This is a genomic window from Rhizobium sp. AC27/96 (genome assembly GCF_001692325.1).
In the GTDB taxonomy this organism is placed as follows: Bacteria; Pseudomonadota; Alphaproteobacteria; order Rhizobiales; family Rhizobiaceae; genus Rhizobium.
In genome coordinates this window covers 114723-129967 of the sequence record NZ_LXKN01000032.1, presented here as the reverse complement: position 1 = coordinate 129967, position 15245 = coordinate 114723, and the positions used below count along the sequence as shown (strand labels likewise).

Below are 15245 nucleotides of genomic sequence, written 5' to 3'. Positions count from 1 at the left end.
TCAAATTCTGATGTCATCGATGATGACATATGTCAGGAGCAGCCATGCGTCGCCCCACCATATCGGATCTCGCCAAGGCATCTGGCGTTAGCGTCGCCACCATCGATCGCGTCCTGAACGGACGTCATCGCGTGCGGGAGGAGACGGCAAGACGGGTTTATGAGGCGGCACAGGAAATCGGCTATCATGCCGTCGGTCTCCTGCGTCAGCGCGTTTTCGAAGACCTGCCGCAATATCGCCTGGGTTTCGTCCTACAGAAACCCGTTCAAGCCTTCTACCAGGCTTTCGCCAAGGAGGTCGTCGTGGCGGCGCAGGCGGTCACGACAGCCCGGATCAACGCTCTTGTGGATTTCGTGCCGGCCTCGACGCCAACGGCTATCGTCGAGAGACTGAAGGCGATGGCTGCGCGCAGCCAGGCGATCGCGCTCGTTGCGCCGGATTATCCGGCCGTTACGGCTGCAATCGAGGAGCTGAAGGAAAAGGGCATCGCGGTCTTTTCCCTGCTGTCGGATTTTTCCACCACCGCGCGGCAAGGCTATATCGGCGTCGATAATCGCAAGGTGGGGCGCACCGCCGCCTGGGCCATCGCTCGTTCGGCGCGTCGGCCTGGCAAAGTCGCCTGCTTCGTCGGCAGTCATCGCTTTCTTGGCCACGAGCTGCGCGAGATCGGCTTTCGGAGCTATTTTCGCGAGAACGCGCCGGAATTCGAGGTGCTTGATACGCTGATCAATCTCGACACGCCGGAGATCACCCATGAAGCGACGCTCGATCTCCTGCAAAAGCATCCTGATCTCATCGGTTTCTATGTCTGCGGCGGCGGCATGGAGGGCGCGATTTCAGCAATCCGCGAAGAGCATCTGGCGGGCAAGCTGATCGCGGTCGTCAATGAACTGACGCCAGAATCGAAGGCGGCGCTTGCCGACGATGTCGTTACCATGGCGATCGGCACGCCGCTCCCGGCTCTGTGCCAGGAATTGATGAGCCTGATGATGAAGTCGATCGAAAGCGATGCAACGGCCATCCCCGGACAAAGCGTCTTGCCCTTCGAAATCTTCGTCTCGGAAAACATCTAGCAAGAATGATGTAATTCTATCATTTCTGGGATAATTCTATCAGAGATGATGGTGATGGCCGATGGATTGCGATCATGAATCTCGCTAGTCCTTCGCTGGCTGGTGCGAGGGGTCGAGATATCTTTCCCGGCCATCGGTCTTGAGGAGGAGTGCCCATCATGAGTTCCATTCGTTTCGCGCTTAATCATATGTGCGCGCCGTCGCTCCCCCTGGAAACGTTCTTTGCCGCTGCAAAGCAGCTCGGCATCGAGAGCGTCGAGATCCGCAATGATCTGGCCGGAAATGCCATCCTGGACGGCACGCCGGCCTCAGCCGTCAAGGAGCTGGCCGCGCGCTATGGGTTAACGATCATTTCGATCAACGCTCTACAGCGCTTCAACGAATGGACCGAGGAGCGCGCGAACGAGGCGGCCGAGCTGATCGCCTATGCGCGCGATTGCGGTGCCCGCGCCCTGGTGCTTGTTCCGGTCAACGACGGCAGCGGCCGCGAGCCGGACGTGCGCCGTGCCAATCTCCGCAAGGCGCTATCGGCGCTGAAGCCGATGCTGGAGGCTGCCGGCATCATCGGCCTCGTCGAGCCGCTCGGCTTTGAAATCTGCTCTCTGCGACGGAAGAGCGAAGCGGCCGAGGCCATCGAGGAACTCGGGGCAAAGTCGACCTTCTGCCTGGTTCACGATACCTTCCACCATCATCTGGCCGGCGAGACTGCGATTTTCCCTGAGCTGACGGGCCTGGTGCATATTTCCGGCGTCAGCGATCCCGACGTATCGGTTGCCGACATGCGCGATCCCCATCGCGTTCTGGTCGATGCCAGCGATCGCCTCGACAATGTCGGGCAGCTGCGAGCGCTGCTGTCTGCCGGCTATGCCGGCCCTGCATCCTTCGAACCCTTTGCCCCGACAGTTCATGCTTTGACGGAGCCCGTCGCGGCGATCAAGGAAAGCATGGCCTACATGACGGGGAAACTCTGAAGGCCGCAGTTGTCCGCGGGCAACTGAGCCGTGCTCAGTCGTGCGAATGTGTGCCCGAGTGATGCGGACCATGTTCCGATGGAATGAGATGCAGGTTTCCGAAGCGCACACCGCGTTGGGTGATCACACTGTCGGCAAAGCTCTGTATCTCATCCGCCTTGCCCTTTAGCACCGAGACCTCAAGACAATCATGTCCGTCGATGTGGACGTGAAGGGTCGAGACCGAAAGGTCATGGTGGTCGTGCTGCGCCGTCGTCAGCCGGCGCGACAGGTCGCGGGTCTCGTGCTCATAGACATAGGTGAGCGCCGCAAAGCAATTGGCTTCGCCATCGATGGCTGGTTGCGCGCGCGTAACGGCATCGCGAACGAGATCGCGCAGCGTTTCCGAGCGGCTTGCGTAACCACGCTGCACACTGATCTTATCGATCGTCTCCAGAAGATCATCATCGATGGTGATGGTAATGCGCTGCATGTCGTGATCCTCTTTTGCATGTCGACCTGTCGAAATCGACTAGAGGAAATTTCGGCATGTTTTGCAACCAGGTGCGTCGCTATTGCCGGCCACGGAAACGGCGCTGATAGGTCGGATCGTAGAGTGAGCTCTCACGGAAATCGCTGGCGCCGAGCGATGGGCCGACGAAGATCAGGGCGGTCCGCTCGATTGGTTCCGCCGCCACCTGCGCCTCGATCGTGGCAAGCGTGCCGCGAAGGATCCGCTCGTCCGGCCAGGAGACCTTGACGACGATCGCAACCGGGCAATCCGCACCATAAAGCGGCGTCAGATCCTCGACGACTTTTGCGAGCGCATGGATCGCCAGATGGATGGCAAGCGTCGCGCCGGTGGCACCGAATTTCTCAAGTGTTTCATTGTTCGGCATCGGCGAGGCGCGACCGGAAACGCGGGTGAGAACGAGGCTTTGCGCAACGGCAGGGATGGTCAGTTCGCGTCCGAGCGCGGAGGCGGCGGCGGCGAAAGCGGGAACGCCTGGCGTCAGCGTATAGTCGATGCCATGCTGCTGAAGCCTGCGGATCTGTTCGGCGACCGCGCTCCAGACGGAAAGATCGCCGGAATGCAGGCGTGCAACATCCTCGCCGGCAGCTGCGGCCTTCAGATATTCGGCCTCGATCTCGTCCAGCGACATTGGCGCGGTGTCGACGATGCGGGCGCCGGGCGGGCAATATTGCAGCAGCTCCGGCGAGACGATCGAGCCGGCATAGAGGCAGACCGGGCATTTGCCGATCAGGTCGCGACCGCGAACCGTGATCAGGTCCGCAGCTCCTGGGCCTGCGCCGATGAAATGCACCGTCATTGCTTTACCTCGTCTCTATTCATGGCTTGATCCAGGACCATTGCGTCACCGGCATGGCCGGCCGCCAGCCGGTCATGTGGCCGACGGGAGCGGCCCGGGCGATATCGATGCGGATCAGGGAGCCACCGCGCCGTGCGTGCTCGGTGAGCAGAATGGCTTCCATCTCGGTCGTGACCGCATTGGCGACCAGTCTGCCACCACGTCGCAACTGGCTGATGGCGGCGTCGAGCACACCTGCGTCGCTGCCGCCGCCACCGATGAAAATGGCATCGGGCGTCGGCAAGCTCGCAAGCGCGTCTGGCGCCTCGCCCTCGACGATGGTGAGGCCCGGTACACCGAAATTCGCCGCGTTGCGGCGCATCCGAGCAACACGTTCGCCGGAGGCTTCGATGGCGATGGCGCGCAACGATGGGTCGGCAAGCATCCATTCGATGCCGATCGAGCCCGAGCCTGCACCGATATCCCACAGCAGCTCGCCACGACGTGGCGCCAAAGCAGACAGCGTCACCGCGCGTATTTCCCGCTTGGTGATCTGGCCGTCATGCTCGAAAAGCTCATCGGCAAGACCGGCAACTACCGGCAGGATGCGGGCGCCGTCGTCGGCCTTGACCTCGATGCCGCAGATATTGAGGTCGTTGATATCGGCCAATGCAAAGTCGACTGCTATTTGCTGCGAAACCTTCTCCTGCGGACCGCCGAGCGCCTCGAGAACCGTAAGCGTAGACTGACAGAAGCCTGCCGCGACCAGCAGGGCGGCTAGATCGGCCGGGCCTTTGCCATCGGATGTCAGCGCCAGAATCTTGCGGCCCGGATGCAGATGCGGACGGATGAGATCGATCGGGCGTCCGTGCAGCGAAAGGGTGGTGATATCCTGCAGGGGCCATCCAAGTCGTGAAGCCGCAAGGCTGAAGGAGGAGGGCGCGGAAATGACTGTCATTTCGACGGCGGGGATCTGCCGCGAGAGCGTTGCACCGACGCCGTAGAAAAAGGGATCACCGGAGGCGAGCACGACGGTCGGCCTACCACGAAGGGCGAGCACCGCATCCACAGATTTTTCGAACGGGCTCAGCCATGGCCGGGCCTCGCCGGTGATCAGCGGCTGCATCAATTCGATATGGCGCACGCCGCCAAAAACGACCGGGGCAGAAGCAATCAACCGTTTGGCCTCGTCGCCAAGCCCGGCTGGACCGTCCTCGCCGATGCCGATAAGAGTGAGCCAGCGTTGAACTGAAGGTGTCTCAGCCATGGGCAAGGCTCGCATTCTGATCCTGGGCGGCACGACGGAAGCCCGTGCGCTGGCGGCAGCACTTGCTCCCCGCGCCGATCTCGATGTCGTCCTGTCGCTGGCCGGCAGAACCGCCGATCCGGCTCCACAGCCGGTTCCGGTGCGCAGCGGCGGCTTCGGCGGCGCGGAGGGTCTTGCCCGTTATCTCCAGGACGAAGGGATCGATCTGATGATCGACGCAACCCATCCCTTCGCGGCGCGCATCTCCGCCAATGCCGCACAAGCGGCGGCTCAAAGTGATGTTCCGGCCTTTGCGCTGCGTCGCTCGGCCTGGGTGCCTGTCGAAGGAGATGACTGGCTTTTCGTTCATAGCGTCCCGCAGGCCATCGCGGCTCTTGGCGCGACGCCCAAGCGAGTGTTCTTGGCGACCGGGCGGCAGGAGGCTCACTATGCCGATGCCGCTCCCTATCACCACTATTGGGTCCGCAGCGTCGATCCGGTTGACCCGCCGCTGACGGCGCCCGACGTCTGCTACATCCACAGCAGGGGGCCGTTTCGGCTGGAGGATGAGCTGGAGATGCTGCGCAAGCATGGCATTGATGTGATCGTCGCCAAGAATAGCGGCGGCGATACCACCTATGCGAAGATCGAGGCTGCGCGGCAGCTTGGGATCAAGGTGATCATGATCGAACGCACCGAGGCAACCGGCCTGCCGGCGGTCGAAACACTCGAAGCTGCGCTCGATCGGATCGATCATCTCGTCTCTTCCCTGATGAAGCGCGGCGTGTAGACCAGATCCGGGTGTCCTTCGCGGGCAATGACGCGCGTCTCGGCCGAGCCGATGATGACGCAGGTCGCCATATCAGCCTGCGACGCCTCAGCATCCGCCAGCCGTGCAATTGTCAGCCGCTCATCCGGGCGCCCGGCGGCGCGGCCAAAGATGACGGGCGTGTCTGCAGGCAATGTGGTCCGCAGGATTTCGAAGGCTGTGCCGAGCTGCCAGGGCCGCGCTTTGCTGATGGGATTATAGAGCGCAATGACGAGACCGGCTTCGGAGACGGCACGCAGCCGGCTTTCGATAATAGGCCAGGGCTTCAGATTGTCCGACAGTGAAATCGCGCAGAAATCGTGTCCGAGCGGGGCGCCGATACGCGCAGCAACGGCGAGCATGGCGGTAATTCCCGGCACGACGACGAGGTCGATGGAGCGCCATTCTTCCGGCCCATGATCGATTGCCTCGCAGACTGCCGCTGCCATGGCAAAGACGCCGGGATCGCCGCCCGAGACGACGCAGACATTGGCTCCCGCTACAGCGCGCTCCAGCGCCGCCTTGGCGCGGTCCAGTTCCTCGCGATTGTCCGAGGCATGGCGGATCTGATCGGCGCGAAGCGTCAGGCGATCCAGATAGGGGCCATAGCCGAAGAACTCGGTAGCATCCGCGACAGCTGCTAACGCTTCCGGCGTGGTCTGTTCGGGATTGCCGGGCCCTGTGCCGATGACATAGAGGCGCCCGCTCATGGCCTGTTTTCCCATCCGGGGACCAGCACCAGCGAGAAGTACGGCGCCTCGGCATCGTCGCGGCTTGCTAGCGGCGTCATAGCCCCGTTCGCCATCGTGCCGCGCTCAACATAGATGGCCTCGTTCAGCCGGCCAGCCAGTTCCAGCGCGCGGCGGATCTTCGGCAGGTTGCGGCCCACCTTCATGATCACGGCGGCCTGCGTATCGCCGAGGCGGCGGGCCAGTTCGGTCTCCTTCATCGTTCCCGGCAAAACCGAGAGAACGTCGTCTCCCTGCACCATCGGCAGGCCGGCAAGCGACCAGCAGCCGGACATGGCGGTGACGCCGGGTATGACCTCGGTCGGGAAGCGATCGGCCAGGCGCACATGCAGATGCATGTAGGAACCGTAGAAGAGCGGGTCGCCTTCGCTGAGCACGGCAACTGTCTTGCCCTCGCGCAGTTGCGCAGCCACCATCTCGGCGGAGGCATCGTAGAAGGCAGTGATCTGCCTTCCATATTCCGGTGCGTCCTTGTCGATCTCCGTCGTGACGGGATAGTAGAGCGGCAGCAGCGTCACATCTGCCTTCAGAAATTCGCCGACGATCGCCTTTCCGTTGCCGCCTCTGCCCTGCTTGGCGAAGTAGGCGACTACGTCGGCGCGCTCCAAGGCCCTGACGGCCTTGACGGTCAACAGTTCCGGATCGCCCGGACCGGTGCCGACGCCGATCAACTGTCCACTGGATGATGTGCTCATAGGCCTGGCCTCGCCAAAGCATTGAGGGCAGCGGCCGTCATGGCGCTGCCGCCGAGGCGGCCGCGGACTATGGCAAAGGGAACGCCGTAGGAATTCTCCGCAAGGGCATCCTTGGATTCCGCCGCGCCGACGAAGCCCACGGGCATGCCGATGATGGCTGCAGGCTTCGGAGCGCCGTCCCGCAGCATTTCCAGGAGGTGGAAGAGAGCAGTCGGCGCATTGCCGATGGCAACCACAGAACCGGCAAGGCGTTCGGCCCATAGATGCATGGCGGCAGCCGAGCGTGTGTTGCCGATCGATTTTGCGATGTCGGCGGTGCGCGGATCCTGCAGCGTGCAGATCACCTCGTTGGCAGCCGGCAGACGGGCACGGGTGACGCCGCGGGCGACCATTTCCGCATCGCAAAATATCGGTGCGCCGGCAGATAGCGCCTTGCGGGCAGACGAGACAAAATCGGGGGAGAAAAGAAAGTGTTTCGCCGCTTCCACCAATCCGCAGGCATGGATCATGCGGACAGCGACATCGGCCTCGGCTTCGGGAAAACGCGACAAGTCTGCTTCGCTGCGGATGATCGCGAAGGAGCGTTCATAGATCGCATCCCCCTCGCGGATATAGTCATAGTCAGGCATTTCTATCCCTGTCGTAAAGCCGTCGCGATTGCGTCCCGGCCGAGCCGTTTAAGACACTGCCCGGCCGATTCGCCAGCAGCTTTGTTGTTTCGCACCAGTTTACCGAGTTCGGCCAGTGCTGATTTCAGCTTGTCCCTGCCGATGTAGGTCACCGGCTCGCTCGATGCTGACCCATTTACGACAATAGCATAGCCCGTTGCAGCCCCGATGATCGTAAGCATCGCCTGACCCGGATGGGCGCAGCCCTTTTCGCAGCCCGACAGATGCACGTCGAGGGAACCGTCGAGCAATTCGGGGGCGATGCCAACGAGATCGGTCGCGGCCTGTCTTGTGGCATAATGAGCGGAAGCACAAGCGCCTGCGCCGGAACAGGGGATAGCATAGTTCGCCGGATCATCGGCGCGGGTTCGAAAGCCGCAATCAGTTGCTGCCGTGCGCAGCTGTTCAGCTGCACTTGATGACAGCCCCAGTAACAGTATCGCATGTTCGGGCGCCGTACGGATCTCACTGACACCGGCTCTCTCCGCAACGGCGAGAAAGCGGCGAAGCTGCGCCGCATGCATCTGGCCGAAGGATGGGCGTAATCCGAGGACGTTGCGCTTTGCATCGAGAGAGATAAGGCCGACGGGGGAGATGGATGGGTCTCGCACATCGTGTCCACGGGAGCCGTCGAAATGAAACAGGGCACGCAGGGCCTCTGCATCGAGGTCGCGGCCACGAGCGCCAGGCCCGATGTTTCCGAGGGTTTGCAGCAATGAGATCACGGCTGCGATCGCCTGTTCATCCGGGAGTGCCGCCGCAATCGGCTTGGCCGTTATGGCCGTACCGGATATTGCAAGAGTCCAAAGAGGTGGGCTATCGGCGGAGATTTCCGCTCGCAGCCGGATGTCGGCCGAGAGCCCGTCCAATGTCAGCCGCCCACCGCCATCGATGATAACAGCCAGTTTGGCCGCGAGGAGCGGCCTTGGGCGAAGCGCCTCGATCGCCTGCCGGAGACGGCCGGCCAAATCACGGACGTTGGCGATCTCGATCGGGTCCAATCCGCTAAGCGGCGGCAACTCTATGGCAACACCACTTTCTGGAACGATGCCGGCGCTGTTGATATCGGCCGCCAGCCCTTCCATGCTCTGCGGGGTCATGCCGCGCAGCTGTAGATTGCCGCGTGCGGTGATCTCGATCAATCCGTTGCCGTGTGCCTCGGCGGCATCGGCCAGCGCGCGAAATTGGGTGACGGTCAATCCCGGCGTTGCCGGGCGAAGCCGCACGAGCAGGCCGTCGCCCGTTGGCATCGGCGCACTCAGCGAAGGGCAGGCGCCACGGACCATGGAGGGCAGCGGCGATGCAGCGGCACGCGGTTCGGCGTTCTCTTGCGAGACGCACGCTTGCCCTTCCATACTCTGCCCTTTGGTCGCAACCATGAGACTGTCCTTCATAAAGGACATTTCCTTGCACAAAGGAGATCGGCGAGCAAATGAATTGGCCTCTCGTTGCTCATTCCCGATCGTCGAAATCGTGCCCCTTGCGCATGAGATAGATGTCCATGATCCATCCGTGTCTGGCGCGCGCCTGCTCACGTGTCGAAAGGATGTGTTCGGAAACATCAACCAGCCTGCCGGCAATGATGATCTCGTCTTTCGTTCCGAGATAGGCTCCCCAATAGATATAGGCGTCTGGGTCGTCGATCTTGCTGAAGGCCTGTTCGCCATCAAGCATGACGACGGCGGTTTCGGCTACGTCCGGAAAGCTCTCGGCCAGCCGCCGGCCCGTGGTGATCTGTACCGGCTTGCCGACGAGGTTGAGCGGAATGCGGTGGCTTGCTGTCAGCGCCTGAATGCTGGTGATGCCGGGAATGACGCTGTAATCGAGTGCCACCTTGCCACGCCCGCTGACCCGGTCGATGATGCGCAGCGTGCTGTCGTAGAGGCCCGGATCGCCCCAGACGAGGAAGGCAGCGCTTTCGCTGTCCGTCAAATGCTCCAGAAATAGCCGCTCATAAGTCGCCGAGATGGCTTCGTGCCACTCGTCGACACTCTCAACGTAGCTGCGATCGGCCGTCTGGCGCGAGGGCACGTCATAGTCAACGAAGCGCGTCGCGTTGTTGGTGACATAGCGATGGCAGATCTCCCGGCGAACGTCGGCAAGTTCCGTCTTTGCCGCGCCCTTACTGGGAATGAAAATGACATCGGCAGCGTTCAGCGCATTGATCGCCTGCACGGTCAGATGTTCGGGATTTCCCGTGCCGATACCGACGATGTGAATATACCGCATATGTTTTTCCTCGCTCGAGCGCTGTTTGCCGGAAGCGCCTGATCATTTCAAGAGGAAGCCTTCAGGTCGACTGTCGGTCGAAGGTCCAGCGGTTGACCATGTAGGCCCTCGGCGGCGTGCCGAGCACGCGCCGGAACATGGTGGTAAAGGCGGCCACGCTTTCGTAGCCAGCTTCAAGCGCCACGTTGGTAACGGGCTGCCCCTCGGCCAGTCGCGGCAGGCAGGCAAAGACGCTTGCCTGCTGGCGCCAGGTCGTGAAGCTGATACCGGTTTCCTTGCGGAACTGCCGCGTGAACGTCCGCCGACTCATGGCAAGCTTCTCGGCCCAGTCGTCCAGTCTAGCGTTCGGCGATGGGTTGGCGAGGTAGTCGCGGCAGAGCGCGGTCAGCCGGCGGTCAGAGGGGAAGGGGAGGCCCAGCGGCCGTTCGGGCAGGGTGGCGATTTCCTCGACGAGCAGCGACAGGACCAGCTTGGCCTTTCGGTGGCTGGCCGGTGCTTCCCCCAAGCGAATGGCCTCCAGCAGCAGGCTGCGGGCGAGATCCGTGACTTCGACGACGCGCGGAGCCTCCTCCTTCGCAGGCTGGCCGCGCGGCATCACATAGACGGATTTCATGCTGACATCGCTCAGGATCTCGATCGAATGTTCGAGGCCGACTGGAATGAACAGGGCATGGCCGGGAGGCACCATCCAGCGGCCCCGCGCCGTCATGATCAGGGCGACGCCGGCGAAGATGCAGAGCAATTGCGTGCGCCGATGATGGTGCCAAGGAACGGTGTAGCCCTGTGGTGGCTCGGCGCTGTGAACGAGCACATCCGCAGGTGATTCCTCCATCCAGCGCATGTTCTGCACATGGTCTTTGTCGAGGGTCGCCAGCAACTGCTTCGATAGCTTTTCCATATTGGCCCAATCGCGAAACTATTGGACCAAAACACGAAAGAAGGACAACGGCAAGCCGTGTAAAAGGCGGATCAAACACTATGGTCGGCGGACGTCGCCGACGCTGGAAGGAAATCCCAATGGTTGCGGCGTTTTCGGGTACGCAAACCCGATTCGAGAAGACGACGATCTCGATCGTGGTGGCTGTCAGCACCTGCCACTTGCTGAACGACATCATGCAATCGCTGCTGACGTCGCTCTATCCGATGTTCAGAGAGAATTACTCACTCGATTTCGTCCAGATCGGCCTGCTGACGATGATGTTCCAGATCACCGCGTCGCTGCTGCAGCCGGTGGTCGGCATCGTGACGGACAAGTGGCCGATGCCCTATTCGCTGCCAGTGGGCATGGTCAGCACATTCTTTGGCCTCGTGTTGCTGGGCTATGCCGGCAGCTTCGGCATGTTGCTGATCGCCGCCAGCCTGATCGGCTTCGGCTCGGCCGTCTTTCATCCCGAAGCCTCGCGTGTGGCGCGTCTCGCCTCCGGCGGCCGTCATGGTCTGGCGCAATCGCTGTTCCAACTCGGCGGCAATGCCGGTTCGGCCATCGGGCCGTTGATTGCGGCCTTCTTCGTACTTCAACATGGCCAGAAGAGCGTCGCCTGGCTTTCGGTGCTTGCCGTTATCGGCTTCATCGTTCTGAGCTGGGTCGGCACCTGGTTTGTCAACCATCGTCGCCAGCAATCGGCGCGCCCTGCGCCGAGCCGCACCTTGCCGATCGCCCGCAACAAGGCGATGTGGGCGCTTGCCATCCTCATCCTGCTGACGGCGACGAAGAACGTCTACATGGCGAGCATATCGAGCTACTTCACCTTCTACGTCATCGAGAAATTCCACCTCGATGTCCGCGACGCCCAGCTGATGCTGTTCCTCTTCCTCGGCTCTGTAGCCGTCGGCACGATCATGGGCGGCCCGGTGGGTGACCGTCTCGGCGCACGTTTCGTCATCTGGTTCTCGATCCTCGGCGTCATCCCCTTTGCGCTGTTGATGCCCTATGCGGATCTGTTCTGGACCTGCGTCCTGACTGTGGTGATCGGGCTGATCTTCGCTTCGGCCTTCCCGGCGATCGTGGTGTTTGCACAGGAGCTGATCCCCGGCCGTGTCGGACTGATCGGCGGCATTTTCTTCGGCTTTGCCTTCGGTGCAGGTGGCTTGGGTGCGGCAGCGCTCGGGGATTTTGCCGATACGCATGGCATTTCCTTCGTCTATACGATCTGCTCCTATCTGCCACTGCTCGGCCTGTTCACGATCTTTTTGCCCCGCATACCGCGGCATTGATCCAAGCAGGCAGAGCTGATGGCTCTGCCTGCTTTCTTGTTTATTCAGGACAAACTTATCTCCAGGTCGGTGATTTCTCCGATCGGCCCTGGCTATCCGACATGCCTTCATCCTAAGTTGCGCACGCGTCGCTGGTGGGAGGCCGTTGAGTGCGCGTGGACATCAAGTCGGCCGGGAGGGTGCGCTGACGCTCTGGTTTCCTTTCGTACGCGACACATATGCACCCTGACAGTTCATCCCGATTTGCGTTGACATCGAACCCGGTAGGACAGCCATGTTTCTCAGCCTCGCCCAGCGTCTGGATCGCCTGAAGGTACGTACTGCAGAGCTTGACCATTGGCGGGAGCGTAGCACGCTAGGCATCGAGGGCTGGACGTCCGACGGCGAGGGGGTTGCCATCGGTCAGGCCTGGCCGCATCGAAACGGCGTCGTGCATTTTGCCGCGCAAGCCAGCGTACCGGCCGATTGGCCTCTTGAGGAGACACGTCTGCAGCTCGATCTCGGCGGGGAAAGCCTGATAACGCTCGACTTTGGAGAGGGGCAGCAGGAGAGCTTTGGTCTCGATCCCTATCATCAGGAATTTCCGTTGAAGGGCCGCAATCTGGCGATCAACACCGACAGCGTTGCCCGCTTTCCCTTCGGTGAGCCGAACCGACAGCCGAAGCTGAACCGTGCCCGCCTCGCCTGGCTGGATCTGCCAGTCCATCGGCTGCATCTCCTGCTGCGGCAGATCGCCGAGGCAATCGGTGCGCTCAGTGAGCACGAGGTCGTGCCGCATATGCTGGATGCCGCAGAGGCGGCATTGCGCAGCCTCGATTGGCCGTCCGCCACCGAGCCCTATATCGCGCGCACGGCCGGCGCCGAGGGCCAGCGAAAGATCTGGGAATTGCCGGAGCTCATAGAGAGCCCTTCAGCACTCTCCAACCGTGAACGCCAAAGCGTGGCAGAAGCCTATGAGCAATTGCTGGCCCGCTTGAGTGCTCTTCAGCAACGTTACCCTCAGAACGGTGAGTTGCTGCTGACCGGCCATGCCCATATCGATCTCGCTTGGCTCTGGCCCTACGACGAGACGCGTCGGAAGATGCGCCGCACGTTTCATACCGCTCTGTCATTGATGGAGCGTTCTCCCGATTTCCGCTTCAACCAGTCGACGGCGCATTACTATGCCCAGATCGAAGCCGACGATCCCGAGCTGTTTGCTCGGATCAAGGAGAAGGTTGCGGCGGGCTCCTGGGAGGTGATCGGCGGCATGTGGGTCGAGCCGGATACGAACATGCCGACAGGCGAAAGCCTGGTTCGGCAGATCCTCTACGGCCAGCGTTATTTCGAGAAGACCTTCGGTGCGCGCCATACCATCTGCTGGCTGCCGGATTGCTTCGGCTTCTCCGGCGCTTTACCGCAATTGCTGCGCCAGGGCGGGATCGAAAGCTTCTTCACCATCAAGGTCAATTGGAGCGAAACCAACAAGTTTCCCTATGACCTGTTCTGGTGGGAGGGGCTGGATGGCAGCCGTGTCCTCGCGCATGTCTTCGACAATCCGATGGAAGGCTATAATGGCTTCGTCCGACCGGATTGCTTTCTGCCGACCTGGAAGAATTTTCGCGGCAAGACGCTGCACGATACTTCGCTTCTGGCGGTCGGTTATGGCGATGGCGGCGGCGGGGTGACGCCGGAAATGGTGGAGCGGGAGGAGCAATTGCGCGCATTCCCGGCAATCCCCAAAGCGCGATGGGGCAAGGTGGCGGATTTCTTCACCAGCGCCCATGTGACTGCAGGGGAAAAACGACTGCCTATCTGGTCCGGCGAGATTTATCTCGAATTGCATCGCGCGACGCTGACAAGCCAGAGCGGGGTGAAACGGCTGCATCGCAGGGCCGAACGAGCCTTGATCACGACCGAGACCGTGTCGTCCATCGCGCATATGGCCGGAGCAGCGTCACCGACCAGCCTCGAGGCCGAATGGCGCGTGACGCTGAAGAACGAGTTCCACGACATACTGCCGGGATCGAGCATCCGCGAGGTCTATCAGGATGCGGAGCGGGAGCTTTCCGGGGTCATAGACCATGCCAAGGCGGTTCAGCGGCAGGCTATGGAAGCGATTGTTTCGGGCTTGCCGAAGGGTGCCGTCGCGGATGCCGTCGTTGTCGTCAATCCGTCGCTCGACGCTCGGCCGTTCAATGCCGTGCTCCCCGATGGCTCGATCGTGTCGGCCGGCGACAGCATTGAACCCTTGTCCATCCGTGTATTCGACCGCGCAGCTTTGAAGCCGGCGGTGGGATTGCAGGCTTCAGCGGATCGGCTTGAGAATGAGCATCTTGCCATTGTTATCGGTGCCGATGGGGCCGTCCAGAGCCTCGTCCACAAGGCGAGCGGGCGCGAGGCGCTGGCAGAACCGGCCAATCAGCTCTGGGTCTATCCCGTCGACAAGCCGCGTAATTGGGACGCCTGGGATATCGATGCCGACTATGCCGAGGCCGGCGTTCGGCTCGATAAGCCCGAGAGCATCGAGCTGGTTGAAGAAGAGCCTCACAGAGCTTCCATCAAGGTAGTTCATCGCTATCGCGATTCCAGCATCGTGCAGCACTATGCGTTGACCGCCAATTCGCGAAGGCTCGACATCGAGACCAGCATCGACTGGCACGATCGTCGCACGCTGCTGCGTTCGTTGAGCCCGGTGGCGATCCGCTCGCAAACGGCGACATTCGAATGCGCCTATGGTGTCGTCAGCCGCCCGACACACACCAATACCAGCTGGGATGCGGCGATGTTCGAGGCGGTTGCTCATCGCTTTGTCGATCTGAGTGAGCCGGATTTCGGCGTCGCATTGCTCAATGATGCCAAATACGGCCATAGCGTCCGCGATATTGTGCTCGGCATCAGCCTGGTGCGCGGGCCGATCTATCCCGATCCGCTGGCGGATGAAGGCGAGCAGAGCTTTACCTATGCGCTCATGCCGCATGCCGGCGAATGGCACAGCGGCGGCGTGCGCGAGGAAGCGGAGGACCTGAACCAGCCCTTGATCGTTGCCTCGGCTGCGAACCTGGCCGAGACGTCATTCACGGCACTTGATGTGGCGGGAGTGCCTGTCGCGCTTTCGGCCATCAAGCCGGCGGAAGACGGCGACGGGCTGATCCTTCGCCTCTATGAGCCGGCCGGCCGTCGGGGCAGCTTGTCTGTTCAAGCGGCGAACGGCTGGCGGGTTGGCGATGCCGTCACGCTGATGGAAGAGCCGCAGGTCCGTGATGCCGGCTCCGACATCCTGCCCTTCGAGGTCAGGAGCTGGAGACTGATCAGGCGATAATA

The 15245-nt window shown here is 61.7% G+C and carries 14 protein-coding genes; 5 read left to right on the top strand and 9 right to left on the bottom strand.

The window, feature by feature from the left end; genetic code table 11:
- Positions 1–44: 44 nt before the first annotated feature.
- Both A6U86_RS22325 and A6U86_RS22320 read left to right on the top strand, forming a co-directional pair.
- Positions 45–1073, top strand: a complete 1029-nt coding sequence (locus A6U86_RS22325) for a LacI family DNA-binding transcriptional regulator (RefSeq protein ID WP_068396012.1) — start codon at positions 45–47, stop codon at positions 1071–1073.
- 158 nt (positions 1074–1231) lie between these two features.
- Positions 1232–2044, top strand: a complete 813-nt coding sequence (locus tag A6U86_RS22320) for a TIM barrel protein (protein ID WP_068395346.1) — start codon at positions 1232–1234, stop codon at positions 2042–2044.
- A 34-nt stretch (positions 2045–2078) separates the two neighbouring features.
- Here A6U86_RS22320 and nikR read toward each other — a convergent pair whose 3' ends face one another.
- From nikR to A6U86_RS22305, 3 genes are all read right to left on the bottom strand, one after another.
- Complete coding sequence (gene nikR, locus A6U86_RS22315) at positions 2079–2516, bottom strand: nickel-responsive transcriptional regulator NikR (RefSeq protein WP_068395344.1); 438 nt, start codon at positions 2514–2516, stop codon at positions 2079–2081.
- Between the two features lie 79 nt (positions 2517–2595).
- On the bottom strand, positions 2596–3354 hold the full coding sequence (cobM, locus tag A6U86_RS22310) for a precorrin-4 C(11)-methyltransferase (RefSeq protein ID WP_068395342.1): 759 nt from the start codon (positions 3352–3354) through the stop codon (positions 2596–2598).
- A gap of 19 nt (positions 3355–3373) precedes the next feature.
- Positions 3374–4615, bottom strand: coding sequence for a bifunctional cobalt-precorrin-7 (C(5))-methyltransferase/cobalt-precorrin-6B (C(15))-methyltransferase (locus tag A6U86_RS22305; protein ID WP_068395340.1), 1242 nt, complete (start codon positions 4613–4615; stop codon positions 3374–3376).
- Between A6U86_RS22305 and A6U86_RS22300 the strand changes: the two genes are divergently transcribed.
- The gene (locus tag A6U86_RS22300; RefSeq protein WP_068395338.1) at positions 4599–5369 is read left to right on the top strand and encodes a cobalt-precorrin-6A reductase; all 771 of its coding nucleotides are present in this window, start codon (positions 4599–4601) and stop codon (positions 5367–5369) included. The genes A6U86_RS22305 and A6U86_RS22300 overlap by 17 nt on opposite strands.
- Here A6U86_RS22300 and A6U86_RS22295 read toward each other — a convergent pair.
- The 6 genes from A6U86_RS22295 to A6U86_RS22270 all read right to left on the bottom strand — a co-directional run bounded on the left by A6U86_RS22295 (position 5333) and on the right by A6U86_RS22270 (position 10626).
- Complete coding sequence (locus A6U86_RS22295) at positions 5333–6097, bottom strand: precorrin-3B C(17)-methyltransferase (protein WP_068396006.1); 765 nt, start codon at positions 6095–6097, stop codon at positions 5333–5335. The genes A6U86_RS22300 and A6U86_RS22295 overlap by 37 nt on opposite strands.
- Positions 6094–6831: a precorrin-2 C(20)-methyltransferase gene (locus A6U86_RS22290; protein ID WP_068395336.1), complete on the bottom strand. Its 738-nt coding sequence runs from the start codon at positions 6829–6831 to the stop codon at positions 6094–6096. The genes A6U86_RS22295 and A6U86_RS22290 overlap by 4 nt, the downstream gene beginning before the upstream one ends.
- Positions 6828–7460 (bottom strand): precorrin-8X methylmutase, encoded by a 633-nt coding sequence (locus A6U86_RS22285; RefSeq protein WP_068395334.1) that lies wholly within the window; start codon positions 7458–7460, stop codon positions 6828–6830. Before A6U86_RS22285 ends, A6U86_RS22290 begins: the two co-directional genes overlap by 4 nt.
- A 2-nt stretch (positions 7461–7462) precedes the next feature.
- Positions 7463–8893, bottom strand: a complete 1431-nt coding sequence (gene cobG / locus A6U86_RS22280; protein ID WP_083196959.1) for a precorrin-3B synthase — start codon at positions 8891–8893, stop codon at positions 7463–7465.
- Positions 8894–8951: 58 nt separating this feature from the next.
- A complete protein-coding gene (gene cobF / locus A6U86_RS22275; RefSeq protein ID WP_068395332.1) occupies positions 8952–9728 on the bottom strand; it encodes a precorrin-6A synthase (deacetylating) in 777 nt (258 codons plus the stop codon).
- 61 nt (positions 9729–9789) lie between these two features.
- A complete protein-coding gene (locus A6U86_RS22270) occupies positions 9790–10626 on the bottom strand; it encodes a helix-turn-helix domain-containing protein (protein ID WP_068395330.1) in 837 nt (278 codons plus the stop codon).
- A gap of 119 nt (positions 10627–10745) precedes the next feature.
- On the opposite strand from A6U86_RS22270, the gene A6U86_RS22265 reads away from it, so the two are divergent.
- Both A6U86_RS22265 and A6U86_RS22260 read left to right on the top strand, forming a co-directional pair.
- Positions 10746–11942, top strand: coding sequence for an MFS transporter (locus A6U86_RS22265; protein WP_068395327.1), 1197 nt, complete (start codon positions 10746–10748; stop codon positions 11940–11942).
- A 274-nt stretch (positions 11943–12216) separates the two neighbouring features.
- Positions 12217–15243 carry a glycoside hydrolase family 38 C-terminal domain-containing protein gene (locus A6U86_RS22260; protein ID WP_068395325.1) on the top strand — a complete coding sequence of 1009 codons (3027 nt, stop codon included), beginning with the start codon at positions 12217–12219 and terminating at the stop codon, positions 15241–15243.
- Positions 15244–15245 lie beyond the last annotated feature (2 nt).